A 25,610-nucleotide genomic window follows, 5' to 3' on the forward strand; every position below is an offset into this window, starting at 1 on the left:
CGGCCGGGCGGCCCGTAAGTCCCGGGAAGGAGACGGGAAAACGCCTGCCCGGGCGCCTGGGGAGGGGGCCGGGAAAATGCCCCGGAAATTCTAGTCCGGGAAGATGGTGGGAGGGGGCCGTTGTGAGAGCGACCGCCATGGACGCTTTCGCCCTGCAACCATCCCTGCTGTTCGCTCGCTCGCTGCTGAAGCGGAGCTTGACGGGCCAGGACCGGACGGGTCAGCCTGCACCCCGAGTGGATAGCAGGCCTCTTTCATCCCCGACCCTGGACAGCCGGTGGTTCGCGGCCTTCGCCCGGGAGCATGAGGCGGCGCTGCACGCCACCGCCATGCGCCTGTGTGGCAACGCCACCGATGCGCGCGACCTCGTCCAGGACACCTTCGAACGCGGTCTGCGCAACCTCGCCCGGTACAAGCCGGGCACCGACGGTCGCGCGTGGCTGCTCACCATCCTCCACCACCTCTTCATCGACCGCTGCCGCTCCCGCACGCGCGAGCGCCGCGCGGACGTGTCCGCGGAGGACGTGGAGGAGCGCATCGCCGCGCCCGAGGTGGAGGCCGCCCCCGCGTGGGCCTCCATCAGCCCGGAGCAGCTGCGCGAGGCGCTCGAGAAGATTCCCGAGGAGTTCCGCACGGTGTACCGGATGCACGCGCTGGAGAACCGCTCGTACATCGAAATCGCCGAGCGGCTCGGCATCCCCAAGGCCACGGTGGGCACGCGGCTCATCCGCGCGCGCCGCAAGCTGAAGGAGTTGCTCATGCCCACGCCCCCGGGCGAGGGGGAGGGCACATGAGCGCGCCGGAGCCCATGGACATCCACGACCAGGTCCACGCCTTCGCGGACGGCGAGCTGTCCCCGGAGGAGGCGGATGACTTCCGCATCCATCTGGCCACCTGCGAGCAGTGCCAGGCGGACCTCGACGACATCCTCCAGCTCCAGGCGCTCGGGGGCCGCCTGTCGGAGCTGGACGCGCGCACGGTAGAGCCGGTGCAGACGCGCCGGGATGCCGCACCCTCGCGGGCCTTCCGTCCCGCGTGGAGCCAGCGGCGCGCCCGTGTGGCGGGGCTCGCGCTGGTGGGCTCGCTGGCGGCGGTGCTCACGGTGGTGGTGCTGCGCTCGCCGGGCGCGGACGTGCAGGAGGGGGAGCACGTCGCGCTGGCGCTGGCGCCCACGCGCTCGCTGGAGGCGCGGCTGTCCTGGTCCGGCGCCAGCGCGCACCGGCCCTACGGCGTGCTGCGCTCCGGCGAGGAGCGCCCGAAGGAGCTGGTGCCGCTGCAGCAGCTCGCGAAGCTCGAGGAGGCGGGGGACCTCCACGGGCTGGCCACCGGGCACCTCTTGCGCGGCGAGGGTGAGCAGGCCGCGGAGTACCTCCAGCGCGCGCCGGCCTCGCCGGACGTGGACAGCGACAAGGCGGTGGTGGCGCTGTCCAAGGGGGATTTGGAGCAGGCGCTCATCCTGCTCGACGGCGTGCTGGAGAAGCAGCCGCAGCACCCGGAGGCGCTGTGGAACCGCGCGCTGGTGCTGCGCGAGCTGGGGCTGGATGCGCTCGCGGCGGACGCGTTCGACGCGGTGGCTTCCTTGCGTGAGCCGGGCTGGGCGGAGGAGGCGAAGGAGCGCGCCGCGGCGCTGCGCCGCCGGCTGGATGGCCAGCGCGGCACGTGGGACGACGCGCAGAAGGCGGGCAAGGCGCTGGCCCTGGAGGGCACGCCCTTTCCCGAGGCGCTGGCCCGCGCGGTGCCGGGCACGGCGCGCAACTGGTTCAACATCGCCGTGTGGTCCGCGCCGTCCGCGGAGCGCGTGAAGGCGCTCCTGCCGCTGGCCCGCGTGCTGGACACGCACTACGGCGTGGACACGATGGAGCGCTACGCCACGAGCGTGGCCGGCCTGGACTTCCGCCGCCGCGCGCCGCTGGCGGAACGCTTTCGCGAGGTGCTGCTGGGCACCTTCGACGCTTCGAAGCTGGACGCGTACGTGAAGGAGCTCTCGGCCTCCGCGCACGCGGACATCTTGCTGGGCGTGCTGCCGCTGACGGGGCAGCTGCCGGCGCGGCTCGCCGAGTACACGAAGGCCGCGAAGGCGCTGAACGACCCGTGGCTGACGCTCAACGCGGAGCGCGAGCGGGCCCTGGGCGAATACACGCGCGGCGACCTGGCCGGCGCCGAGGCTCGGCTGCTGCGCGCGCTGCCGGAGTGCCGCGCGGCGAAGGCGGACTACCGCTGCGGGCAGATGGAGCACCTGCTGGCGCACATCTACAAAGACGAGCACCGACTGGTGGATGCGCGCGAGCACGTCCTGGCCGGCCTCCAGTGGGCGCGGCAGACGCAGGAGTGGACGCTGCAGGCGGACCTGCTGCTGGTGATGGGGGACCTGGCGCGCTTCCGCAATGCCTTCGCGCTGACGCGCGCGTACCTCCAGGAGCAGGCCCTGCGGGACAGGGGCTGCGCGGCCCAGCGCCACGTGCACGAGAGCCTGGCGTCGCTGTACGTCTTCGCCCTGCGCCCCGACGACGCGCGCGCGGAGCTGGACGAGGCGCCCGCGTGCGAAGTGCCCTTCTTCCTCAACGGTGCCTTCGTGCTGGCGGACCTCGCCCGGCTGGCGCCGCGCCCGGACGACGTGGAGCGCGTGCGCGACGGCCTGAAGAAGCTGGACGCGGCGGGCTGGCTGCGCCCCGGTGAGCGCGTCGCCGCCACGCACATCGAGGGCCGCGCCGTCATCACCCGTGACCCGGAGGCCGGCCGTGCCCTGCTGCGCAAGGCGATTGCCGACGGCGCCCGGCTGGGTCCGGACGACCCGGTGGCCGCGAAGGCGCGCGCGTACAGCTACTCCTCGCTCATCCTGGACGCCGGTGGCCGCCAGGACTGGGCAGGGGCGCTGGCCCTCTTCTCGGAGGAGCTGGGCGCGGACGTGCCCTCGCGCTGCGAGCTGGGAGTGGAGGTGCATGACGAGCGCATCCTGGTGGCGGCGCGCGGCGCATCCGGTGAGCTGCTCGGCCATGCCGAGGCGAGCCGCCGCTCGCCGGACTTCGACGTGACGAAGCTGGTGCCCGCCGACATCGCCGCCGCGCTGAAGCCCTGCGAGCACGTGCGCGTGTTCGCCCGCTACCCCGTGCACGGGCAGGCGGGGCTGCTGCCCCCGGACATCGCCTGGAGCTACGAGACGGGCGCGAAGCGCGCGTCGCCGGCCGTGTCCGCTCCCCGGCCCCTGGTGGTCTACGACGTGGAGGCGCCCGCCTCGCTCCACCTGCCCCGGCTGCAGGATTGGTCGCTGCCCGCGGAGCCGTCGCTGCGCCGGGTGGAGCTGACGGGTGCGGCCGCCACGCCGTCGCGACTGCTGGCGGAGCTGGCGGACGCCACCGAGGTGGAAATCCACGCGCACGGCCTCGTCAACCTGGGCGTGTCGGACGCCTCGCTGCTGGTGATGTCGCCGGAGGCGGATGGCCGCTACGCGCTCACCGCGGGCGAGGTGCGGCGGCAGAAGCTCAAGGGCGCGCCGGTGGTGCTGCTCGGTGCGTGCCAGGCCGCGCGGACGGCGCCCTACCTGCACGCGCCGTGGAGCCTCCCGGTCGCCTTCGCCGAGGCCGGCGCGCGCGCCGTCATCGCCTCGCCCATCGACATCCCGGACGCCGAGGCCGGGCCCTTCTTCGCGCGTGTCATGCAGCGCATCCGCACCGGCACTCCCGCCGCCATCGCGCTCCGGGATGAGCGCATGCGCGTCCTCTCATCGCAGCCCGGGAGCTGGGTGAAGACCGTCGTCGTCTTCGAGTAGCCCGGCCCCCATCAGGTCCCCTCAGTACCGCCGTATCCGTCAAGGCTGGCTCCCCAGGGCCAGTCCCGCACGAAGTGCACCTTCACACCGAGGTTCCAAGTCATGAAGACCCTCCGTTCCGCCCTGCTCCTCGCCTTCGCCCTGTCCACCGCCGCGTGCGGCGTCGACTCCTCGATGGAGTCCACCGAGCCCGCCGGGCTCGACAGCCAGTCGCAGTCGGCCACCACCGTACCGCCGCCGCTGCCCAACTACTGCCCGAGCAGCATCCCCGCCGCGCCGGCCGGGCTGCCCACCGCGCCCACGCCCATCTCCAGCATCCCGCTGGGCCGCCACTTCTACCCGGTCGCCACCAACCTGCTCAGCGCGTACACCGTCGTCGTCACGGACCCGAACGACTCGAACTCCTTCTACGCGTTCGGCTTCGATGTTCGCTCGCAGCGGGTGCAGTTCTGGGTGTCCGGTTACAAGAGCCGCGGTGAGCTGCGCCGCCTGAATGCGCAGATTGCGGAGGACATCGAGGCCATCGAGCAGAGCACGGGCATCGACCTGGGCTTCACCTGGGGCAGCAGCGGCCAGATTGGCGGCCCGCTCATCCCCCGCCCCGGCGTCTACGAGGGCGCGTGGAAGGTGGCCTACAACAACTGGTACCAGCTCGACGACTCCCTCGTGGTGCCGCGCACGCCCGTCATCAATCGCGTCATCGAGCCGACCATCGAGCAGGGCACCGGCACCGTGACGGGCAGCAGCGGTCAGATTGGTGGTCCCATCCTCCCGCAGCCCGGCATCTGACACGTCACGCGCCGTGAGCGCGTGACTCAGAACAGCCGGAACACGTCCGCCAGCACGCCGCACGGTCCGTAGCGGCGCTGCACGGCGGGCGAGTCGTAGACGACGAGCACCGAGTCGTCCTCGTCGAAGTAGGAGAACAGGGCCACGCCCTCCGCGTGGTCCGTCTTCTCCGAGCGGGGCACGTCGAAGAGCGGCTCCAAATCTCCCGGCTCCTGCGGGTGGATGGAGCTCTCCGTGAGCTTCAGTCCATTGCGCAGCCGGTAGAGGCGGATGGTGCCGTCCAGCGGCAGCGTGGGCCCCGCGAGGATGAGCAAATCATTCCCGTGCCGGCTCAGCTCGCGGATGCCCAGGCCGTCCAGGTCGAGGAAGTGCTTGCGGTACCAGCCGCCCTTCTTCCGGTGCCGCGGCTCCAGGACGCCATGGCCGGCGTCCTCCACCTCGATTTCGAGCATCACCGCCCAACCGCGCAGCACCGGGCCGCGCAGCCCGAGGAAGACGCGGTCGCCGTGTACGGCGAGCCCCTCGATGTCCAATCCGTTGTCCTTGCTGGGAATCGCCAGTGCACCGGGTGGAGCCCCCGGGCCCGCGGGCACGAGGAAGGGGCCGAGGTGCTCATCCTCCCGTAGCAGCTCCACCAGCCGGCTGCCGCCGGAGGGCTCCAGCACCACCGCGCCCTGCTTCTTCTTCGCGCCCGCGCCCTTCGCCGCGTTTCCCTTGTCCTTCTTCGGCAGGGGAAGGCGCGCCAGCATGAAGCGCGCGGGCTGATGCTCCACGGTGGCCAGGCGGGCCAGGTCCTTCTCCACGCCCTTGCCCTTGGGCTGCTTGCGCACTGAGCTGTGCGAGCCGACGAGCCACAGGTGCCCGTCCTGCATGTCGAGCGCCTCGATGTCCATCTCCTCGCCGCCCTTCACGCCCAGCAGGCCCGCCACGTCGTGGCGCTGCTGGTGCGAGAAGACGCGAGGCTCCTCCGGGCTGAGCCGGTGCAGCACCCCGTGCTCGTCGGACGCCACCCAGATGCTGCCGTCCGGAGCACGCGCGGCCGCGGACAGGTCCTCAGGCACTGCGGCGTCCGCGTGGTCGAACTTCAGCAGCAGGCGTCCCAACAGCTGGGGCTGTTCCATATGCTCAGGTTAGTTCCGCAGCTTCGAGGGCTTGGGCGGGTTCATCGCCAGGACCGCGGCGAAGTAGCGCGCCTGGCTCTCGGTGGTGCAGCGGACCTCCTGGATGCGGCCGCCCATCCTCACGCGGACGATCCAACCGTCATTGTCTCGGGTCAGCGCAGGCGTGTCCGTCGTCATGGTCCCCATCCTTGGTTCAATCCTCCCATCACCCGGTACAGCAGCCGGCATGCCAGCGACGGAAGCGTGCGAATCCAGGCGGTTGCCCTGTCCTGGTGGCCGATGGAAGACTCCCCGGTCTGTACTTTTTGCGAGGTGCGGGGTGCCAGAGCTTCAGTGGACGTGCCGGCCTGGCTGCTCCACGGGCGGCTCGGCGGTGGCGGCCGTCTGGATGGGCAGGGCGACGTGGAACGTCGAGCCCCGGCCCACCTCGCTCTCCACCCAGATGCGGCCGCCGTGCCGCTCGACGATGTCGCGGCTGATGTAGAGCCCCAGCCCCAGCCCGCCGTACGAGCGCGAGGACACGTTGCGCGCGCGGAAGTAGCGGTCGAAGAGGAGCTTCTGCTGGTCCGGCGGAATGCCGATGCCCGGGTCCTTCACCGACAACAGCGCCAGCTCGCCGCGCTTCTGGAGCTCCACGCGGATGGTGCCGCCGTCGGGGCTGTACTTGAACGCGTTCTCCACCAGGTTGGCGATGACCTGCTCCAGCCGGTACGGGTCCGCGCGCACGAGCACGGGCTGGGGCGGCCGCTCGTAGTGGACGGTGTGGCTGCCGCGGTGGACCTCCATGGCCTGGAGGACGTGCTCCACCAGGCTGTCCAGCCGCGTGGACTCCGGGTGCAGCGCGAGCCGGCCCGCCTCGATTCGCGAGGCGTCCAGCAAATCGTTGATGAGGCCGGTGATGCGCAAGAGGTGCTGGCGGGCGTGGCGCAGGGTGGCCGGGTCCACGTGCTCGCCGCGCTCCAGCTTCCGCTCCAGCGTGGCCAGCCGGAGGCTGAGCGGGGTGAGGGGCGTCTTGAGCTCGTGCGAGGCGATGGAGAGGAAGTCGTCGCGCACGCGGATGGCCTCCTGCGCCTCGCGGTACAGGCGGCCGCGCTCCTCGTCGGCGAGCTTGCGGTCGGTGACGTCCTCAATCATGACGCCCAGGCCCAGCACGCGGCCGTCCTGGGTGCGCACGGGATAGAAGCTGCCGGCGAGGCAGCGGGACTCGCCCGGCGCCCCGAGGTCCGCGGTGTTCGTCTCGCGCTTCTCCATCGGCTCGCCCGTATCCAGCACGCGCCGCATCGCCTTCTCGACCTCCATGCCGGCGGGGCCCAGCACCTCGCGGGGGCGCCGGCCCATGTGGGCCTCGGACGAGGCGCCGTTGATGTCGGCGAGCACGTCATTGACCTGCACGTAGCGCAGGTCCGTGTCCAGGAAGCCGAGGCCGATGGGCGCGGTGCGGAAGAGGGTGGCGAGCCGGGCGAGGCTCTCGTCGCGCTCCTGCTCGGTGCGGCGCCGCTCGGTGATGTCCTCGATGATGCCCACGCCTCCCTCCACGCGGCCCGTGTCGTCGAAGCAGGGGGCGAAGCGGATGTGGACGGGCGTCGATTTGTTGGCGGTGACGGAGCGGTAGGTGCCCTCGTAGTCGGAGCCAAGCCCGGAGAGCGTCCGGCGCACGCACTGCATGAGGCGCTCGTCGCGGAGGGAGAGCAGGTTGAGGCCCACGAGGATGCGCTTGGGCGAGCCGATGAGGCGCACGAAGCGCTCGTTGCACGCGGTGATGACGGGGGTGTTGTCGAAGTGGAAGATGGCCAGCGGCGCGTTCTCCACCACGACGCGGTAGAGGGAGTCGCCGTTGGCGGACTCGGACACGGGGATGGCATCCGGGGGGAGCACCTGCTCCATGGGCTCGCTGACGGTGTCGATGACCTCGTGGAGGCGGCGGAAGTTGAGGACGATGCGTTCGCCCGTGCCCTGGTGGGTGGCTCCCACGGTGAGCTCGACGAGGACCTCCACGCCGTCCTTGCGGCGCGCGAGCACGCGGATGGGACGGCCGCCGAGCGCGGCACGGCGGGAGAGCAGGTAGCGCAGCAGGCTCATGCCCGCGTACTGGTGCAGGCGCTGGGGGAAGAGGCGGGTGACGGGCTGACCTACGAGCTCTTCGCGCTTCCAACCGAGCAGGCGCTCGGCGGCGCTGTTGAGGATGCACACGTGCTCGGTGGCGTCGCAGGCCACGAACGGGTCCACGGCGGCGTCCAGCCATGCGCTGAGTTCGTCGATGGCTCCGGCCATGTGCTCCCCCGGGGCCGCCCGGCCCATGGATGGCTGGCGAGCCGGGACATGGGGCCCCGGCGCCCGCGGCGCGAAACGCGGGGGGCGTGTCCCCTTTGCATACAGGTAGCCATCGGCGTGATGCCCCGCGCCTCCCTGCACACCGCAAGTCCCCGTGGCCGGGTCCGTCCGTCAGGCAGGCGAGGGGACGAGGGCCGCGCCGGGCCACTACTTCCGCTTCGCCTTCTTCGTCGCGGGCTTCGCGCGAGCGCGCGGTGACTTCGTGCCACGAGCGGCGCTCGCCGTCCGCGTCCCCGCTCGGGACGGCTTCCCACCACCACCGCGAGGCCCCGGCTCCCCGGACGCCTTCAGCGTCAGCGCCTCCAGCCGCTCGCGCATCGCGCGGGTCTCCTCCTTGAGCCGGTCCACCTCCTCGCGCAGCGAGGCCACCTCACGCGCCTGCGGCTCGCCCTCGCGCAGCGCGCGCACCGTCTCGCGCGCGGCGCGGCGGGCCCGCGGGTCATCGAGCGGCGTCCCCTCCAGCGCGGGAATGAGCCGCCGGTCCCCGAGCGTGCGCCCCGCCTCGAACGCGCCCATCTGCACGCGGAACAGCGGGTCCCTCAGCAATTCCGCGAGCAGGTCCACCGCCTCGCGCTTGCGGCCGGCCACCTCCGCCAGCTTCGCCACGGCCTGAGTCGCCGCGCGGCGCAGCACGCGCGGCTGTCCATACGCCGTGCGCGCCGCGACGAGTGGAAATGCCGCCGGGTCCTGCGTCTCCGCGAGCCCGTCCACCGCGCCCACGGCGATGACGTCCTGGAACGACGGCCGTGTCGACACCGCCTCCAGCACGCTCACGGCGTCTGGCGCGCGCACGCGTCCGTAGCTGCGCGCGGCCTCGCCCTCCACGAAGTAGCTCGCGTCTCCGCCCTCCACCAGCGCGCGCAGGCGCGCGGCCACCTCCGTGTCGCGGCGGAACTCTCCCAGCGCGGCCACCACGGCACGGCGCACGCGCGGATGCTCGGTGGACAGCGCGCCCAGCAGTCGCGCCCTGGACTCGGGCGTGCGCAGCCGGCCCAACGACTTCGCGCACGCGGCGCGGGTCGCCCAGAAGACGCGTGCGTCCCCGAGCACCTCGCCCAGCGTCTCCACCGCGCGGTAGCCGCCATGCTTCCCCAGGGCCACGGCGGCCTCGGTGCGCGCGCGCATCTCCGGGGCCGAGCGCAGCTCCTCCAGCCAGAGCGCCGCGCCCTTGTCCACGTCCAGTGCTCCGAGTACGTCGCGCCTCGGGTCCACGCGCACCTGCGTGGGCGCCACCGCGCACGGCAGCAGGAACGAGTGCTCCGCGTCCGTCACCTCCAACCGGTGCAGCGTGTCGCGCCCGTCGGCGGTAATGGCCACGTCGAGCGGCAGCCGGAACACGGGCGTGCCCGAGTCCGTGCGCTGCGTCTGGCGGACCTTGATGCGCAGCCGCGCGTCCTCGGCCTCGTAGCGGACCTCCACCTTCAGCTCCGGGTGGCCGGGCGCGAAGACGTACTGGTCGAAGAAGGCGTCCAGGTTGTGGCCCGTGGCCTCCTCGAAGGCGCGAGCCAGGTCCACCGTCTCCACGGCGGCGTGGCGGTGGCGGGCCACGTAGTGCCGCAGCGCGCGGAAGAAGAGCGCGTCCCCCAGCCGGCGGCGCAGCTCGTGGAGCACGAGCCCGCCCTTCTCGTAGAGGTGCCGGTCGAACACGTCCATGGGCGCATGGAAGCGGCGCGCGACGATGGGGCGCGCGTAGCGCTCGCGCACCTCGCCCAGGTAGCTCTCGAGCTGCGAGCCGCGGTGCAGGTCCGCCTCGTCCTGTCCGTCCGCGCGCTCCTTCCACAGCACCTCGCACCACGTGGCGAAGCCCTCGTTGAGCCAGCCATGCGGCCAGTCGCGGCAGGTGAGCAAATCCCCGAACCACTGGTGCGCCAGCTCGTGCGACACGAGCGGCTCCGCGTTGTAGTCCTGATGCGCGCGCTCGTCGTGGAGCACGCTGTCGGTGAGGCTCGTGGCGGTGGTGTTCTCCATGCCGCCGAGGATGAACTCGGTGAGGAACACCTGCGCGTAGCCGCTCCACGGGAAGGGCTCGCCGGAGGCCTCCTGGAAGACGCGGACCATCTCCGGCGTGCGGCGCACGCAGCGCAGCGCGTCCTCGCGGCGGCCCTTGGGGAAGAGGTAGCGCAGCGGCACCGTGCCCACGGTGTCGGTGGCCTCCTCGAGCTCGCCCACCGCGAGGGTGACGAGGTACGGCGAGACGGGCTGCTGCATGCGGTAGTGCTGGGTGCGCCGCGCGCCGTGCGTGGTGTCGCTCTCCAGCGTGCCGTTGGAGAGGGCCGTCATCTCCGCTGGGAATGTCGCGATGACTTCTGACGTGGCCTTCTGCGCGGGCGTGTCCAGGCAGGGGAACCACGCGCGCGCGTCGATGTCCTGGCCCTGCGTCCAGGCCTGGCGCGGGCGGTCCGGGTAGCCGGCGTCCGGGCCCCAGAAGTAGAGGCCCCGGCGCGGGCGGCACGTGTAGCGGATGGCCACCTCGCACGGCTGGCCAGGGCTCAACTGCGCCGGCAACTCGACGCGCACGTGCGCGCCCGAGTTGGAGAAGCGCACGGGCCGCCCGTCGGCGCGGACTTCGGACACGTCGAAGTCCACCGCGTCGAAAGTGACGGTGGACACCGGGCGCAGCGCGGAGACGCGCGTGGTGCACAGGCCGGAGAGGCGCTTCTCGTCGAAGTCGAGGTCCACCTCGATGCGCACGTGCTCGGCCCGGACGGGCCGCTCCGCGGCGTAGTGCTCGGTGGCGCCAGGAAGGGAGAACGGATGGGGGTCGCCGCCGGAGGCGGACTCGGATGCGTGGCGATGGCAGCAGCGCATAAGCGCTTCCGACTCTTCCGCATGGCCGCTCCACCGTCGAGCAGGGGCGCACGAAAGGGCACCCCAGCGTCGGCTATCAACGAAGTCATCCAGGCAACGTCCCGGGCCCCCGGGCCCGCTCCCGCCCTCCCGGTGTGGGTTTCTTGCAAACGCTCCGAGAACTCAATATTCTCAAGGTCGACTTTGATTTTTCGGTGAATATGGCGCCTCGGACCTCGACTCATCCCATGCCCACCCGGTGTCCCATCTGTGGTGGAGGCACCCATGTGGAGCGCGTGCGCTGTGGCGCGTGTGACACGGCGGTGGAGGGGCGATTCACGACCGGCTGGGTGCAGGGGCTGTCACCCGAGCAGCTCGCCTTCGTGCGCGTGTTCCTGAGCTGCCGCGGGAAGATCAAGGACGTGGAGCAGGTGCTGGGGCTCTCGTATCCGACGGTGGTGTCGCGGCTGGATGCCGTGGTCGCCGCGCTGGGCGAGGACGTCCCGCCCGCGCCTCCGCCGCCACCGCCGCCTCCTGCTCCTCCTCCACCGCGCGGCGGTCAGCGTCGCGCCCAGATTCTCGATGACCTCGCGGCCGGGCTCATCGATGCAGACGAGGCCGCACGGCGCCTGAAGAAGGCCCAGGAGTGAAGGCCATGTTCGAGTCCGAGTCGGAGTCCTCTCCGCAGTCCTCCGAAGCCCGGCCGGAGACACCGCCCGGCACCTCGCCGCGTCCCGGCGAGCGGCACGCCATTCCATGGGGCCAGCGAGCCGAGCTCGAGCTGCAGGCGGGCGTGGCGGCCATCACCCTGACGCCGCTCGAGGAGGGAGAGAAGCCCTACCTGGTGGCGTACGGCCCGGTGGATGTCCAGGTGCGCGAGCGCGGCACCGTCACGCGCGTGGAGTTGAGCATGCGCGAGGGCGGCTTCTGGTCCTTCCTGTGGCGGAGCATGCCGCAGGTGGAGCTGTTCCTCCCGGCCGACGCGCGGGCGCGGCTGAAGCTGGACGCGGGCACGGTGCGGGTGGCGGGGCTGAAGGACTGCGAGCTGGAGGTTGCGACGGACGCGGGCACGGCGGACCTGCGCGACGTGCACGGGAAGCTCACGCTGCGAGCCAGCGCGGGCAGCATCTTCGGCCAGCGGGTGGGCGGGTCGTTCGACGTCCATGCGGCGGCCGGCTCGGTGAAGCTGGAGGTGGACGCGCTCGCGCCGGGTGAGCACCGCATGGTGTCGCAGATGGGCTCGGTGGACGTGCGGCTGGTGCCGGGGCTGGACGTGTCGATTGACGCGCGCACGTCGCTGGGCTCGGTGCGCAACAGCTATCCATCGCGTCCGGGCGCGCCGGTGGTGTTGCGGCTGGAGACGGACCTGGGCTCGGTGCGCGTACGCGAGTCGCGCAAGCTGGGACAGGAGGACGAGGGCGAGGAGACGCGGAGCTGGGAGCACGACGCACGTCGCTGGCAGCGCCAGACGGAGCGGTGGCAGCGCCGCGCGGAGCGCCACGCCGAGCGCTGGGCACGGGGCTGGGGCGGTCCGCCGCCGTGGGCCGAGCACGGCCGTCCTCCGGTGCCCCGGCCGGGCACGACGGCGGGCATCCCCGACGAGGAGCTGCGCCGCGTGCTGACGCTGGTGTACGAGCAGAAGGTGAGCGTGGAGGACGCGGAGAAGCTGCTGCGCGCCATGCAGCGCTGAGACGGGCCCGCGCGAAGGTGCGAATCACCGCCGGGTGTCAACGAACTCGAAGGCGGGCAGCGTCTTTAGTCCGTAAGCCGCGAGTGCCAGCGCATCCAACTTCGCGAAGTCTCGTTGACGGAATGCGGTCCGAAGCGCACCCGACAGTCTGGTGGGCAGTTCCTCAGGACGAGGGAGCCGAATCCGGCGCAGATACTGCGCCTGGAAGCGCAGATAGCCGCCCCGCATCTTCACCGCGTAGGACCAGATGAAGAAGAGCGCGACCTTGGAACTCAAGAGCCCGCCGAGTACCTCCATGTCCCATGCCGTGGATGTGACGAAGTAGAGATTGTGGTGCGGGTGGTAGTGCCCCTCTTCGAAGACCACTTCGTTGGAGCCAGCGATATCCGGCACCAACAGCTTGGGCACCGTGACGAGTTCTGGATAGACGCGGTCGATGGTTCGGAACCAGCCTGCCTTGTTCTGCGCCACATGGCGCTTGCGCAATGTGGACTCATGGGTCCGGAAGTAGCGTTCAAGCCGCGGGTATTTCTTGAGGTCGATGAGGCGTCCGTCGGCGTCGAAGGCGTTGATGACATAGCGCCGGGCATTGAGGATGTGTCCGTCCTCGATGTCTTCGCGTTTGACCAGTGGAACGAGCCGGTCGGGCTCGATGTCCACGTCTTCCGGCACGATGAAGACCTTGTCGCTGCCCGTGGCCACGCCGATACGGACCTTGGTGGCGCCGTCGGCTTCAATGGGTTGGAAGCGTGCTTCAAGAGAGCGGAGTGCCTCCAGGTGCTTGGGGGTACTCAGCACCCAGGGCTCGTCTCCCTGAAACCACGAGTCATAGGTCGAAACCGAGACGCCAGGGTGCCGCACGGCTTGCCGCTGAGTGAGATGGTGCTGAAGGTTCAGGCACTCTTCAGGTGATGCGCTCGCCATGCTCGCAACGACCACTCGCTCCGTCTTGCCGGGGCTGATGGCGAAGATGGAGGGGTAGGCGATGACTTCGGACTCGAAGGGCGATGCGCGGTGCAGGTCGACATAGGCGTGCACCTGGAAGTTCTCCGTGAGCTTCTTCCGTAGCGGAGTTCCGTACTTGTTGAGGATCCACCGGTCCGCGCAGATGAACGAGAGCGTTCCGGTTGGCTTGAGCAGGTCGAGCCCGCGTTCAATGAACGCGACGTAGAGGTCCGCCCGGTCGAACAGCGAGCGATAGCGGCGCCGGTACTCGGCTTGGAGGTCTGGTGCCAGTTGCTCGATTCGGATGTAGGGGGGATTCCCGACGACGAAGTCGAAGGGCTTCTCCGCGGCGAGCAGGAAGTCACCTTCTCGGACCCAGTGCTCGACCAGGCGGGTCGCGGTCCTGCTCGGGACATCGTTCTCCAGCAGGACCTTGCTGAGGGCCATTCGTGTGGCATCGACATGGAGCGGATCCACGTCGTACGCGGTGATGGCCTTGTCCAGGTCGGCCGGTTTGACCGAGTCACGCCGTGCGGCAGCCAAAAGTCGCTGGACGGCAGGAACCAGGAACGCGCCCGTACCCACCGCAGGCTCGAGCATCCGAAGCGAGGCGAGTGGCCGCTCAACCGTGTATCCGGCCAGGTCGAGGATGAGGTTCACGATATGGGGCTTCGTGAGAACGACCCCGTGTGTCTCTCCTGAAGAGCGCTCTCCGTACTGATAAGTGGCTTTGCCGAACGATGTGGGTAGGTCCATCTGCAATTGCATGTCGGTTTCGTGCCTGCGCCTCTCAGAGAGATTGACGGATGTGACGTGCCAGGGAGGAGAGGAATGGCTCCATGGCCAGGTCCTTGACAGGCTCAGTGTATTGACCCGTCTGACCTCCCTGACGCGTGCACATGAGCAGTGCAGCCGAGTCGAAAAATCCTTCGTGGACGAGCTTGCGAAGGAGTACTTCGAACCGCCCCGCGATGGACTTGCCCTGGAAGTCCGGCAGCGCAGGAAAGTGGGGCTCCTTGATTTGAGCAGGGCGCATGGAATCCTCGCTCTCCTCCAGGAGCATCAGCCAGCCAATCCAGGGACGAGAGCCTCGGCCGAAGACTCCGTTCTTGATGGCGAGCCGCATGTCGGCACCGGTGCCTATGGCCTCCTCCGCGCGATTGTTGAAGTTGTTGCCGAAGGAACCTGCCATCGACTTGAACTCGAGTGCGGCAAGGAGCTTTCCCTCGTGGACGACGACCATGTCCCACTTCTTGGTTGGCCGGAAGTATCCCGGTAACTCCAGCGTCCGCTCGATGTGGATGTTTTCGTCGGAGAGCCCGTTCTCTTGAAGAATGCGCTGAACGAGCCGGCAGAAGCCGTTCATCTGCTTGCCGCCCGTGACCGCCGCGCGCTTTCCTCGGTCCGCGCTCCCTGATCGCTGCTTATTGCCCTGAAGCTCCAAGGTGCTCCAGTACTGGGCAACTGCGTCTCGCGCCAGAGAGCGATGGTCAGGCGGCACTCTACTCATGGTCGAAAGCCTCTGAACGCCCCGTGATGGGGCGGCAGTGGGGGGAGTTTCTCTGGGATTTTCCGGCGGATTGGGAGGGAGCGCGACTTCTCGTACTTGTGGATGAACAGGTTCATCTGGTCGTACCATCCAGGCCATCTGCTCACGCGTGGCGCGCTCGCAGCGGGTAGTCTCCCGTCACCGTGCAGTCCGTCCTCTTCTTCAGCGACAAGCAGGTCCGTGAGGCGCTCTTCGCCCGGGTGGATGGGACGCGTGGGCTGCTGCTCGTGACGGGCGTGCGTCACGGGCCGGCCATGCGCCCACCCGAGGCGCGCGAGCCCTTCGCCACGCTGGAGCGCCTCCACGGCGACGTGCTCTCCCAGGTGCTGGTGGCCGACGAGGGCACCACGGAGGGCATGTGGCGAGATCCGCTCGGAGACCTCGGCGACCGGCTCTACCCGTCCAGCCGCGATGACGCCTACGCCGCGGCCACGGGCTACCTGCTGCTGGAGAACGGCCGCCCGCGCGCGGTGGTGCGCAAGCACGGCACTCCGTTCGAGGACCTCTGGTTCCTCCAGGAAGCGCTCAGCAAGCTCACTCCGCGCGTGCCCGCGCCGGACCCGGAGAAGCGCCCCGGCCACAAGAAGCCCGAGCCGCCACCCCGGCGCCCTGCCAGCACCGGCGCGCCAGAGGAGGTGGCGTGGGAGGGTGAAGTGCGGCGTCCCGGTGCTCGCGACGCGGGCGCGCGAAGCGCCGGCGCGGGAGAGCGGGGCCGGTGGACGGCGGGCGCGCGCGATGCGGGCACGCGGGGCGGGAGCGCACGCGCGTCCGGCGCGCACGCCTGGGACGACGAGGCCACGCCGCCCCGGGGCACGCGCATTCCTCCGCCGCCGAAGCCACCCGTGAAGGACGCCTGGGCGGTGCTGGGCATCACCCGGGACACGCCGCTGGACGAGGCGCGCAAGGCCTTCCGCGCGCTCATCACGCAGTACCACCCGGACAAGGTCGCCCACCTCGCGCCCGAGTTCCACGAGCTGGCCGAGCGTCGCACGCGCGAAATCCTGGAGGCATGGGACGCAGTGGAGCGAGCCCTCTCCGGAAGCAGCGGCGAAGGCTGAGCACCCCCGCCTGCCTCACGGCCGGACGCGCCGAGGGCCTCCGTGCCGTGCGCATCTTCCAGGCATGCCACCTGTCGAATGGCAGAACATCTGGACGCCGGACCTCAACCTCTTCGAGGTGGTGTTCCGCGCCTCGGCCGTCTACCTCTTCGCGCAGCTCGTACTCAGGCTGGCGGGACGCAAGGAGCTCAGTCGCTCCTCCACCTTCGACATCGTCCTGCTGCTCATCATCTCGGTGTGCCTGCGCAAGAGCATCGTGGCCGAGGACGACAGCCTCACCTCGGCCTTCGTCGCCTTCGGCACGCTGGGCGCCTGGGACCGCTTCTTCTCGTGGCTCTCCATGCGCAGCCACAAGGCGGCGGTGGTGCTGACGGGCAAGCCCGTGGAGCTCGTGCGCGATGGCCGCATCAACGAGGCCAACCTGCGCAAGAGCCTCATGTCCCGCGAGGAGCTGCTCAGCCGCCTGCGCGAGCACGGCACCGAGTCCCTGCGCAAGGTGCGCCTCGCGTACCTCGAGCCGGACGGGAAGGTGACCTTCATGATGAAGAAGGAAGGCGAGGGCCCCGCGCTCCAGTAGGCGAAGGGCTTCATCTCTGCCCTTCCCGCTCCAGTCCGCGAAGGACCTCACCCCGCCGACGACACGGACGCGCCGGGAACGGAGACCCCGGGCGCTTCATCCAGCGAGAAGCGGGCGATGATGGGCATGTGGTCGGACAGCCCGTGGAAGCGGCTCTGCGTGTCGCCGAACGGGCAGGTCTCCTGCGTGTCCAGCCAGCGCACGCCGCCGCCGGAGAACATGTGGTCCAGGTGCATGCGCATGTGCATGAAGCCCGCGGTGGGGAAGCCGCGCGACGCATTGGGGTCGATTTGTCCCACGGCGGCCTGCGCGCACGTGAGGCACGCCTCGCCGGTGAGGTAGCGGAACACCGGTGACGCTGGCGGCGAGTTGAAGTCCCCGCAGACGATGAACGGCTCGTTGCCGGAGAGGGTGCGCATGAACTCGGCCAGCTTGCGCGCCTCGTGTAGTTGGTTGACGCCGCCGCCCATCTTGTCCTTCGTCGCCCAGAACTCCTTCGCGAAGGGCGTGGGCAGGCTCAGGTGCGTATTGAAGATGTGGAAGGCGCGCCCATCCGAGCGCCGCACCAGGCGCATGTGCGCGCAGATGCGGCTCTGCTTGCGGTCCTTCAGCCGCTGCACGTGGTGATGGGTGATGTGCTGAGGCGCGTCCACGTTGTGCGCGTCCACCGTGAGCGTGCGCCGGTTGACGAGCACCGCGAGCCCCGTGGTGTAGAGCGACACCTCGCCCAGCTTGTAGTGGTGGGCGCGGAAGTAGAAGGCCTCGTAGGGCATGTCGCGCCCCTGGGCCGTGAAGGTCTCCACCATGCGGTCCATGAAGGCGGACAGCTGCGTCTCCCCGCGCTGCTTCGGCCGGTGGGCGATGGTGCTGCGCAGCGAGGAGGTCTCCACCTCCTGCAGGCAGACGATGTCCGGCAGCGGGTCCAGCGAGGACAGCGCGGCGGCGACCCTGCGCTTGGGGCCCACCGTGCTCGCCAGGCCGCGCAGCATGTGGCCGAAGTAGCGGACGTTGTACGTGACGATTCGCAAATCGGAGTCGTTCATACGAAGGAGGGCCCGTCCCCGGGCCGTACCGAGAAACTACCCACCCCGGGCCCGCGTGGCGCTGGCGTTTCGCACGCTTGTGCACATTCCGGACATCTGCCCGCCTGCCCGCTCCCGCGTCCGGGAACGCGGGGATGCGTGTCACCGGACAACCTCCGCTCCCGAATCGCGAGGGCTTGTGTCCTCCTTCGCGAGCGGCCCGAGGGACGCCTGTCCGGGGCCCCCTGTCCGCCTGGTGGCCGGCCGGGCAACGTCAATGGCGCGGAAGAAGCCGCCTTGGCCAGGAGGAGCATCGATCATTCCCTTCACCGGCACGCGTGTGAAGGACTGACCGCGCTCACGTCGTGCGCTTCACGCGTACGACGGTGTCCAGCAGGTGCTCCAGCGCGAGCCGCGGCTCCAGGCTCGGGCCCTTGCACAGGCCCGAGTGCACCGGCCCCGTCTGGATGATGGTGCTGCGCGGCGCCACCAGCCAGTGCCACCTGTCCTTCTGCGGCAGCCGTCCAATGGGCCCGGAGTCCTTCCCGCCCTCGCAGACGCGGCGGAAGCTCTCCAGGTGGCCGCGCACCATCTCCAAATCCACGTCCGGTGACAGGGCCTTCAGCCGCGCCTCGTCCAACTCCACGGCCGCGCCGAGGAAGCGCTGCGTGGTGCAGAAGAGGACGACGCCCGCGTTGATGAACTCCTCGCGCTCCACGCGGGGGACGACGCGGATGATGGCGTAGTCAAACGAGCTGGGCGCGGGCACGGGCCGCCTCCTCGAGGAACGCCGGCAGCGCGTCCACGCGCTTGAGCAGCCAGGTGACATACGCCGCGCGGTGGGCGTCGGCGGTGGGGAAGGGGGACTCGGCGCCCGTCAGCCACGCCTCCGGAATGGCGGCGACGGTGCGCTCCACGACATCGGGCGTGAGGGCCGCGCGCAGGCGGGCTTCGACCGAGGCCAGTGAGCTGGCCCACGGCAGCAGCACGTGGTCCTTGATGGGGTTGAAGCGGCTCTGGCTGCGCGCCTCCCAGTCCTCCCACGAGTGGTGGAAGTAGAGCGACGCCCCGTGGTCGATGAGCCACAAGTCACGGTGCCAGCACAGCATGTTGGGGTTCTTCGGCGTGCGGTCCACGTTGGTGATGAACGCGTCGAAGCCGACGATGGTGGACGCCACCGTGCCCTCCGGGAACGGGCCGGCCAGCGGGTCGAACGTCACCGAGCCGGGCAGGTAGTCCAGCGCCAGGTTGAGCCCCGCGCTCGCCTTGAGCAGCTCGCGGATTTCGGAGTCCGGCTCGTTGCGGCCCAGCGCCGGGTCCAGCTCCACCAGCACCACCTCCGGCACGCGCAGGCCCACCGCGCGCGCCAATTCACCGGAGATGAGCTCCGCGATGAGCGCCTTGGCGCCCTGGCCCGCGCCCCGGAACTTCACGACATACAGCCCCGCGTCGTCCGCCTCGATGATGGCCGGCAGCGAGCCGCCCTCCCTCAGGGGCGTCACGTAGCGCGTGGCCGTGACAGTCCTCAACATCCCAATGCTCCCGTCCTCGTCCGGCCCGACTCCTGGGCCGCGTGCCGCCCTGTAACACGCCATGGCCCGGTGCGGCATCCCCGGCGGAAGCTCTCGTGCCGCCGATTTGGTTGCGCACAATTAAATTGTGTCCTACTAATTGGCCATGTCGGTGGATGACCCGCTCAGCCTGGACGCGCAGCTCTGCTTCCCGCTCTACGCGGCGGCGAGGGCCGTCACCCAGGCCTACGCGCCGCTCCTATCGAAGCTTGGACTGACGTACCCGCAGTACCTGGTGATGTTGGTCCTCTGGGAGACGGATGGGGTGACGGTGAAGGAGATGGGGGAGCGCCTGTTCCTGGACTCGGGAACGCTCACGCCGCTTTTGAAGCGGCTGGAGGCGCAGGGGATGGTGAAGCGGGAGCGGTCCACCGAGGACGCGCGCTCGGTGCGCGTCCACCTCACGACCCAGGGTCGTGCCTTGCGGCGCAGGGCCCTGGCCATTCCCGAGGCGATGGTCTGCAAGATGGGCCTCTCGCTCGAGGAGCTGTCACGCCTGCGCCGCGACGTCCAACGGCTGTTCGAAGCGCTGTCGAAGTCCCAACCTGAACCCTCGAAGTAATTCCACAGGAGCACGTCATGGCCCCCGTTACCGTCTCCCCGCTGTACACCACCTCCGCCACCACCCACGGCGGCCGCAGCGGCCACGTGAAGTCCGCCGACGGCGTGATTGATTTGCAGCTCGCCCTGCCCAAGGAGATGGGCGGCCCGGGCGGTGCCAAGGCCAACCCCGAGACGCTCTTCGCCGCCGGCTACTCCGCCTGCTTCGAGGGCGCGCTGCGCCTCGTGGCGCGCATGCAGGGCAAGACGCTGGGTGAGGGCGTGGGCATCAGCGCCGACGTCACCATCGGCAAGACGCCGGACGGCGGCTTCGGCCTCGCGGTGAAGCTGACCGGCATCCTTCCTGGCATGCCCCGCGACGAGGCCGAGAAGCTGATGCACGCCGCCCACGAGGTCTGCCCGTACTCCAAGGCCACGCGCGGCAACATCGACGTGCAGCTCGCCGTCGCGCAGTAACCGCGCATGACATGGCTGGCGGACCCGCAGCTCCTTCCCGGGTCCGCTGGCCTCGCTTGAATTTGAATAATGGCACGTCCCTTGAAGTCGTAATTGCGCAGGGGGACGAACCAATGCATGAGCGCATGCTGATTCCGATGGAGGTCGCCGGGAGCGCCGTGTCGAGCGCGGTGGACCTGCTGCTCGAGGACCCGGACATCGGCGAGGTGTTCGGGTGGCTGCGTCCCGAGGCGGGCGCGGCTCCTGGCCCCAAGGGCACCACGCGCCTCTTCGCCGTCGCGGAGAAGGGCTGTGGCGTCATCGGTCTCGCCGCGCTCTCCAACATCCACCGCGAAGCGCGCTACGCACGGCTGAGCTGCGCGGTGGCGGCGCCCTACCGGCTCTCCGGCGCGGGCCACTGGGCCACCATGGAGCTCATCCGCCGTGGCGTGCGGCTGGAAGGTCTGCGCCATGTCGAAGCCTTCGTCCGCGCGGGCAACGACACCGCGCGCCGCGTCCTCGAGTCCATGGGCTTCCGCGCGCAGGAGACGTCCGTGTCGCCCGGCGAGGCACCGCCTCCAGGGCACCTCTGTCTGCGTCTGGATTTGCCGCCCGACTCGAAGGGCCACTTCCTCATGCCGGGCGGCGCGCGGCCTTCCTCGAGGATGGCGTCCACCGCGCTCTCCGCGTGAGGCACGCCGCGAAGTGAGTCGCGGCGGCCCCGTGGGAAACCCATTTCCCGAGAATCAGAAACGTTTGACCTCGGTGAGCACCTGGCGCGTGTAGCGCGTGACGGTGCCGAAGCGCGTGAGGGACTCCTCGCGCAAACGCTTCGCGGCGTCGCTGCTCGCGTAGCGTTGCATGGCGGCCAGTTCCGTCAGCTCGTAGTGGCAGACGTAGCGCGCCCAGCCGTCCTTCGCCGGCTCGGTGTCTCGCCACTTGCGGCAGGAGAGGAAGCCCGGCTCGCGCAGCACCTCGGGGACGTGGATGTCCTCGTGCCAGCGGTTCCACGCCTCCTCGGCGCCAGGCTCCACCTCGATTCCGACGACGTAGAGGGCGAGCGTCATGGCTGCGCTCCCGGCGCCCAGGTGCCCCACTGGACGAGCTGCGTGCCGTCCACCGGCTCGCGCTTGCCGCGCTGCGGGGCGCGGTAGAGGACGTCTCCGAGCGCCTGGAAGCGGGCCTCGTGCGCGAGCCCATTCAGCGCGGCGTCCCACGGGTCCGCGGCGTACGTCACCACGCGCACGCCGCGCGTGCCGCCCACGTCCTCGGACGACTCCACCTGGAACACCGGCACCTTGCTGCCGTCGAAGCCCAGCGTCGAGCGTGTCGGCACCGAGGCGCCCGCGGGCCGGGGCGGCCACTGCGCGTCGCCCAGCGCGTTCATCGCCAGTGCGAGCACCGCCTCCTCCAGCGGCAGGGCCTCCGCCTGCGTGAAGTCCGGGCACGGCGCGCGGGTGTCCTCTCCCGGCGCGGACAACACGCGCAGCACGAAGCCGCGCTCGGCGGCCAGACAGGTGCGCATCACGGACGGGGTGCCGCCCGAGTCCATGCGCACGTCGTAGAAGGTGCCCGGGCCCAGGGGCAGCGAGAGCGAGGGCAGCGCACTGGTGGCCTCCGCCGCGCCCTGGCGCACCTCCATGAGGGTGAGCTGCGAGCCGCCCGCGGCGCCGAAGCCGGACAGCGTGGTGCTCGCGTCCAGGAGTCCGTTGGTGAGGTAGAGCGGGCCCGGGTCCACCGCGTAGAGGCGGTTCTCCATTGGGCCGTCCACCGGGCGCTTGTCATCGAGGTAGCGCTTCGCCTCCCACGTGCGGCCGGCGGCGGTGGACTGCTCGACGCTCTGTTCGCCTTCGCGCGGCACCTCCAGCGTGCGCGTGATGTCGGAGCGCACGGGCACCACCAGCGAGCGCGAAAGGCGCGGCTGCGGCAGCGGCGCGCCACCGTCTCCCGCGAAGGAGATGCCCAGCCACACCCACGGCGCCTTCACCGCCAGCACCTCCACCGTCACCACGCCGGCCACCGCGGAAGGAACGTTCATTCCACCCGATGCGCTCCGGGCGTCCGGCCCGCTCCGGCCGGTGGAAGGAACGTTCATTCCACCTTGCGCGCCGGGCCCTCCCGGCCTGCTCCGGTTGGCGGAGAATGCGTACGTCACGCGGTCCCCCACGCGGGCGCGCTGCCATGGCGACGTGCCCCGCGCGGGTGTCCCGGACGTGGCCGCATCCAGCGTATGTGCCCCCGCCTCCGGCGCGGGTGCCGAGCCGGCGTCCTGGCCCGAGGGCGTTTCGTCAGGAGGCGGAGAGGTGGGCTTCGGTTCCACGCTTTTGCAACCGGGCGCGAGGGCCAACGCGGCGCACAACAGCGAAGCGCGCGACAGGAAGGGGGCGGGGCTCTTTCTCATACGGGAGTCCTCGTAGGGGGCCGGCATTGCGCGACCCCTGGCGGGGCTTGATACACCGGGGGCGCTGGCCGTCCCCAACAATTCTGGAGTTACGCGCCTCATGCCCACGAACCTGCCCATCCGCCGTGTCGTTCTCTACAAACATGGTGTCGGCTACTTCGAGCGCCGTGGAAAGGTCAGCGGCAGCGACACGCTGAACCTGGACTTCAAGGCGCGCGACATGAACGACGTGCTGAAGTCCCTCACGGTGCTGGACTTGTCGGGCGGCTCGGTGTCGGCGGTGAGCTACGACTCCACCAAGCCGCTGGAGCAATTGCTGGCGGAGGCCACCATCCGCATTCCGCCGGACGGCAGCCTCACGGCGCTGCTGGGGCAAATCAAGGGCGCGCGGGTGCGGGCGCGCGTGGGCGGCGGGCAGGTGGAGGGCTCCATCATCGGCCTGGACTCGCTGGAGGTGGCGGCGGGCGAGACGAGCGTGGAGCGCCCCTTCCTGTCGCTGCTGGTGGGCGGCTCGCTGCGCACCTTCGACGTGCTGGAAATCTCCGAGCTGGAGTTCCTCGACGAGGCGGTGCGCAAGGACCTGGAGTTCTACCTGGCCACGGTGCTGTCCTCGTACAAGAAGGACACCAAGCGCATGGCCATCCTCACCTCGGGCCAGGGCGAGCGCGAGCTGTTCGTCAGCTACGTGGTGGAGTCGCCGGTATGGAAGACGAGCTACCGCATCCTCCTCGACGAGGGCGAGCCGCCGCTGCTCCAGGGCTGGGCGCTGGTGGACAACACCGGTGACGAGGACTGGGTGGACGTGCGGCTGTCGCTCATCGCCGGCCTGCCGGTTTCCTTCGTGCACGACCTCTACAACCCCCGCTACATGAAGCGCCCGGTGGTGGAGGTGAGGACGGAGGCCGCCGCCGCGCCGGTGATTCCCGAGGAGAGCTTCGGCGGCATGGACATGATGGCGGGCTCGGTGGCCGCGCCTCCGCCCGCCGTGGCCGCGCCGGCGATGGCGCCCATGGCGGCGCCCCGCCGGGCCCGCCAGGAGAAGGCGCTCGTCGGAGGAGCACCGGGCGGAGGCGGCCCCCGGCTGCGCGAGGCGCTGGAGCAGAGCATGGCGGTGACGACGCTGACGAAGGAGGTGGGCGACCTCTTCGAGTACGGCGTGGACCGGCCGGTGACGGTGCACCGCAACCAGAGCGCGCTGGTGCCCATTCTGCACAAGCCCTTCGAGGGCCGCCGCGTGCTCCTCTACAACCGCGCCACGCGCGAGAAGAACCCCATGGCGTGCATCGAGCTGAAGAACACCACGGGCCTGACGCTGGAGGGCGGCCCCGTGACGGTGTCCGAGGACGAGCGCTACGTGGGCGAGGCGATGCTGGACACGATGAAGCCCAACGACAGGCGCTTCGTGCCGTACGCGGTGGAGCTGGGGTGCGTGGTGTCGGTGGAGGACAAGATGGAGGACGGGCCGGTGTTCCGCGCGGTGGTGACGCGCGGCACGCTGGTGGTGGAGTACTTCCACGTGCGGCAGACGAAGTACCTGGTGCGCAACAAGGCGCAGCGGCCTCAGGTGCTCTTCGTGGAGCACCCGCGCACGGGCTGGGAGCTGATGAAGGACGCGCCGGAGCCCGCGGAGACGACGGACGGCTTCTGGCGCTTCAAGCGCGAGCTGGCGCCGGGCACGCAGGACGAGCTGGTGGTGGCCGAGCGCACGCGCGGCCAGCGCCAGTACCTCATCTCGAACGTGGGCCTGGACGAGGTGATGTACTTCGTGTCGTCGCGCTACATCGACCGGCAGGTGGCGGACGCGCTGCGCGAGGTGGTGGCCCTGCGCGAGCGGGTACAGGCGCTGTCGCGCGACGAGCAGCGCCTTACGGCCGAGCGAGAGCAGCTCTTCAAGGACCAGGAGCGCATCCGCTCCAACATCGAGTCGCTGAAGAGCGGCGCGTCCCAGCGCGAGCTGGCGGAGCGCTTCGTGGCGAAGCTCAACGAGCAGGAGGACCGGCTGGAGGCCATCGGCCGCGAGCTGGAGCGGCTGATGAAGGAGCGCCAGTCCGCGCAGGACGAGCTCAACCACCGCATCCAGTCCATCAGCTACTCGGCGGAGCTGTAGGTCTCAAAGCCCGGCTCACACGAGCCGGGCTCTCAAAGTCCGTAGTCGTGCAGGAAGTGGTCCTGGCACACGGGCCACATCCGCAGGGTGAACTGGGCCTCGCCGCCCTCGCACCACGCCGGGCCGGTGCCGCCGGCGTGGCACGCCTCGCGGTAGAAGGCGTGCGCGTCGTCCGGGCCGGTGCAGCTGTCGTAGGCGTCCGCCAGGGACACGCCGTACTCGGCCACCGTGCCCTCGATGCACTCCTTGATGGGCAGCGCCACGTCCAAATCACACTGGCGATACAGCGCCGCGTCCACCACCGGGGCGCACGCGCCGTTGACGCAATCCAATTGCAGGCGGAATTGCCTGCCCGAGCCGCTGCCGCTGCTCACCACCGCGAGGTATTCCCCCCCCCGCGCCAGCGCGAGCGCGTCCACCTTGCTGAGCTGCCCGTAGCCCGCGTCGTCGTCCCGCGCGAGCACCACGTCGCCGTAGCTGCCGTCCGCGCGGCGCGGGCCGTACACGAACAGGCCCGTGTTCAGGTGGGGGCTGCTGCCCAGGTGGGTGACTTCCAGCCGCACCTGCGCGCCCGGGCGCACGCTGAAGCCGAAGGACAGGTGCTGCGGGTCCTCCGTGAAGCGCGTCTGCACCGCGCCGCCCAGCTCCACGCGGCCCATGTACGCGGTGCCGTCCAGGACGTTGCCGCTGGCGGGGGCGGCCGGCGCGTGCAGCACGGGCTGCGCACTCTCGCCTGATGGCGGCGCTCCGTCCCCATCCATCACGGGGCCGCCACAGCCACACAGGAATAGCGCGGGGAGCACCCGCCACGACTGCCACCGCTTGCGAAGCATTGCGCACTTCCTGGGGTGTGGGTCTCGGAACGCCGGCCGGTCCGGAAGGGTGGCGCGCGTGTGCCAC

23 protein-coding genes are annotated in these 25,610 nt (G+C 70.4%); 11 read left to right on the forward strand and 12 right to left on the reverse strand.

Going from position 1 to position 25,610, the window contains the following annotated elements; translation table 11 throughout:
* Positions 1-137: 137 nt before the first annotated feature.
* The 3 genes from ACVTJA_RS05065 (at position 138) to ACVTJA_RS05075 (ending at position 4,555) form a co-directional block, all read left to right on the forward strand.
* The gene (locus tag ACVTJA_RS05065) at positions 138-794 is read left to right on the forward strand and encodes an RNA polymerase sigma factor (RefSeq protein WP_465834254.1); all 657 of its coding nucleotides are present in this window, start codon (positions 138-140) and stop codon (positions 792-794) included.
* Entirely contained in the window at positions 791-3,766 is a 2,976-nt protein-coding gene (locus ACVTJA_RS05070; protein ID WP_465834256.1) for a CHAT domain-containing protein, read from the forward strand. Before ACVTJA_RS05065 ends, ACVTJA_RS05070 begins: the two co-directional genes overlap by 4 nt.
* Positions 3,767-3,868: 102 nt before the next feature.
* Complete coding sequence (locus ACVTJA_RS05075; protein ID WP_465834257.1) at positions 3,869-4,555, forward strand: hypothetical protein; 687 nt, start codon at positions 3,869-3,871, stop codon at positions 4,553-4,555.
* Positions 4,556-4,581: 26 nt separating this feature from the next.
* Here ACVTJA_RS05075 and ACVTJA_RS05080 read toward each other — a convergent pair whose 3' ends face one another.
* The 4 genes from ACVTJA_RS05080 to ACVTJA_RS05095 all read right to left on the reverse strand — a co-directional run bounded on the left by ACVTJA_RS05080 (position 4,582) and on the right by ACVTJA_RS05095 (position 10,815).
* Positions 4,582-5,676, reverse strand: a complete 1,095-nt coding sequence (locus tag ACVTJA_RS05080) for a DUF3616 domain-containing protein (RefSeq protein ID WP_465834259.1) — start codon at positions 5,674-5,676, stop codon at positions 4,582-4,584.
* Positions 5,677-5,685: 9 nt separating this feature from the next.
* Entirely contained in the window at positions 5,686-5,853 is a 168-nt protein-coding gene (locus ACVTJA_RS05085; RefSeq protein WP_465834261.1) for a hypothetical protein, read from the reverse strand.
* 153 nt (positions 5,854-6,006) lie between these two features.
* Positions 6,007-7,947 carry a PAS domain-containing sensor histidine kinase gene (locus tag ACVTJA_RS05090; RefSeq protein WP_465834263.1) on the reverse strand — a complete coding sequence of 647 codons (1,941 nt, stop codon included), beginning with the start codon at positions 7,945-7,947 and terminating at the stop codon, positions 6,007-6,009.
* Between the two features lie 207 nt (positions 7,948-8,154).
* Positions 8,155-10,815 carry a M1 family aminopeptidase gene (locus ACVTJA_RS05095; RefSeq protein ID WP_465834264.1) on the reverse strand — a complete coding sequence of 887 codons (2,661 nt, stop codon included), beginning with the start codon at positions 10,813-10,815 and terminating at the stop codon, positions 8,155-8,157.
* 227 nt (positions 10,816-11,042) lie between these two features.
* Here ACVTJA_RS05095 and ACVTJA_RS05100 point away from each other — a divergent pair, with 227 nt between their 5' ends.
* Positions 11,043-11,444, forward strand: coding sequence for a DUF2089 family protein (locus ACVTJA_RS05100; RefSeq protein ID WP_465834265.1), 402 nt, complete (start codon positions 11,043-11,045; stop codon positions 11,442-11,444).
* Positions 11,445-11,449: 5 nt separating this feature from the next.
* A complete protein-coding gene (locus ACVTJA_RS05105; RefSeq protein WP_465834267.1) occupies positions 11,450-12,484 on the forward strand; it encodes a DUF4097 family beta strand repeat-containing protein in 1,035 nt (344 codons plus the stop codon).
* Between the two features lie 24 nt (positions 12,485-12,508).
* On the opposite strand, the gene ACVTJA_RS05110 is transcribed toward ACVTJA_RS05105, so the two are convergent.
* Both ACVTJA_RS05110 and ACVTJA_RS05115 read right to left on the reverse strand, forming a co-directional pair.
* Entirely contained in the window at positions 12,509-14,089 is a 1,581-nt protein-coding gene (locus ACVTJA_RS05110; protein ID WP_465834268.1) for an Eco57I restriction-modification methylase domain-containing protein, read from the reverse strand.
* A gap of 130 nt (positions 14,090-14,219) precedes the next feature.
* Entirely contained in the window at positions 14,220-14,873 is a 654-nt protein-coding gene (locus ACVTJA_RS05115; RefSeq protein WP_465834270.1) for a PaeR7I family type II restriction endonuclease, read from the reverse strand.
* A 248-nt stretch (positions 14,874-15,121) separates the two neighbouring features.
* Between ACVTJA_RS05115 and ACVTJA_RS05120 the strand changes: the two genes are divergently transcribed.
* Together ACVTJA_RS05120 and ACVTJA_RS05125 are read left to right on the forward strand one after the other, a co-directional pair.
* Positions 15,122-16,036 carry a DnaJ domain-containing protein gene (locus ACVTJA_RS05120; protein ID WP_465834272.1) on the forward strand — a complete coding sequence of 305 codons (915 nt, stop codon included), beginning with the start codon at positions 15,122-15,124 and terminating at the stop codon, positions 16,034-16,036.
* Between the two features lie 64 nt (positions 16,037-16,100).
* Positions 16,101-16,613 carry a DUF421 domain-containing protein gene (locus tag ACVTJA_RS05125; protein WP_465834274.1) on the forward strand — a complete coding sequence of 171 codons (513 nt, stop codon included), beginning with the start codon at positions 16,101-16,103 and terminating at the stop codon, positions 16,611-16,613.
* Positions 16,614-16,660: 47 nt separating this feature from the next.
* Here ACVTJA_RS05125 and ACVTJA_RS05130 read toward each other — a convergent pair whose 3' ends face one another.
* The 3 genes from ACVTJA_RS05130 to ACVTJA_RS05140 form a co-directional block, all read right to left on the reverse strand.
* Entirely contained in the window at positions 16,661-17,656 is a 996-nt protein-coding gene (locus tag ACVTJA_RS05130; protein ID WP_465834276.1) for an endonuclease/exonuclease/phosphatase family protein, read from the reverse strand.
* A gap of 337 nt (positions 17,657-17,993) precedes the next feature.
* Complete coding sequence (locus tag ACVTJA_RS05135) at positions 17,994-18,404, reverse strand: DUF3037 domain-containing protein (protein WP_465834277.1); 411 nt, start codon at positions 18,402-18,404, stop codon at positions 17,994-17,996.
* Complete coding sequence (locus tag ACVTJA_RS05140) at positions 18,382-19,167, reverse strand: HipA family kinase (RefSeq protein ID WP_465834279.1); 786 nt, start codon at positions 19,165-19,167, stop codon at positions 18,382-18,384. The genes ACVTJA_RS05135 and ACVTJA_RS05140 overlap by 23 nt, the downstream gene beginning before the upstream one ends.
* Before the next feature lie 145 nt (positions 19,168-19,312).
* Between ACVTJA_RS05140 and ACVTJA_RS05145 the strand changes: the two genes are divergently transcribed.
* The 3 genes from ACVTJA_RS05145 to ACVTJA_RS05155 all read left to right on the forward strand — a co-directional run bounded on the left by ACVTJA_RS05145 (position 19,313) and on the right by ACVTJA_RS05155 (position 20,894).
* Positions 19,313-19,768 (forward strand): MarR family winged helix-turn-helix transcriptional regulator, encoded by a 456-nt coding sequence (locus ACVTJA_RS05145; RefSeq protein ID WP_465834280.1) that lies wholly within the window; start codon positions 19,313-19,315, stop codon positions 19,766-19,768.
* A gap of 17 nt (positions 19,769-19,785) precedes the next feature.
* Positions 19,786-20,223 carry an organic hydroperoxide resistance protein gene (locus tag ACVTJA_RS05150; protein WP_465834281.1) on the forward strand — a complete coding sequence of 146 codons (438 nt, stop codon included), beginning with the start codon at positions 19,786-19,788 and terminating at the stop codon, positions 20,221-20,223.
* A 125-nt stretch (positions 20,224-20,348) separates the two neighbouring features.
* Positions 20,349-20,894, forward strand: coding sequence for a GNAT family N-acetyltransferase (locus ACVTJA_RS05155; protein WP_465834282.1), 546 nt, complete (start codon positions 20,349-20,351; stop codon positions 20,892-20,894).
* 54 nt (positions 20,895-20,948) lie between these two features.
* Here the strand turns inward: ACVTJA_RS05155 and ACVTJA_RS05160 are convergent, their stop codons facing one another.
* Positions 20,949-21,269: a DUF4286 family protein gene (locus tag ACVTJA_RS05160; protein ID WP_465834284.1), complete on the reverse strand. Its 321-nt coding sequence runs from the start codon at positions 21,267-21,269 to the stop codon at positions 20,949-20,951.
* Positions 21,266-22,723, reverse strand: a complete 1,458-nt coding sequence (locus tag ACVTJA_RS05165; RefSeq protein ID WP_465834285.1) for a DUF6068 family protein — start codon at positions 22,721-22,723, stop codon at positions 21,266-21,268. Before ACVTJA_RS05165 ends, ACVTJA_RS05160 begins: the two co-directional genes overlap by 4 nt.
* On the opposite strand from ACVTJA_RS05165, the gene ACVTJA_RS05170 reads away from it, so the two are divergent.
* Positions 22,704-24,710, forward strand: a complete 2,007-nt coding sequence (locus ACVTJA_RS05170) for a hypothetical protein (RefSeq protein ID WP_465834287.1) — start codon at positions 22,704-22,706, stop codon at positions 24,708-24,710. The two genes, ACVTJA_RS05165 and ACVTJA_RS05170, sit on opposite strands and share 20 nt — an antisense overlap.
* Positions 24,711-24,742: 32 nt before the next feature.
* Here ACVTJA_RS05170 and ACVTJA_RS05175 read toward each other — a convergent pair whose 3' ends face one another.
* Entirely contained in the window at positions 24,743-25,543 is an 801-nt protein-coding gene (locus tag ACVTJA_RS05175; protein ID WP_465834288.1) for a hypothetical protein, read from the reverse strand.
* Positions 25,544-25,610 lie beyond the last annotated feature (67 nt).

The organism is Pyxidicoccus sp. M6 (assembly GCF_055568925.1).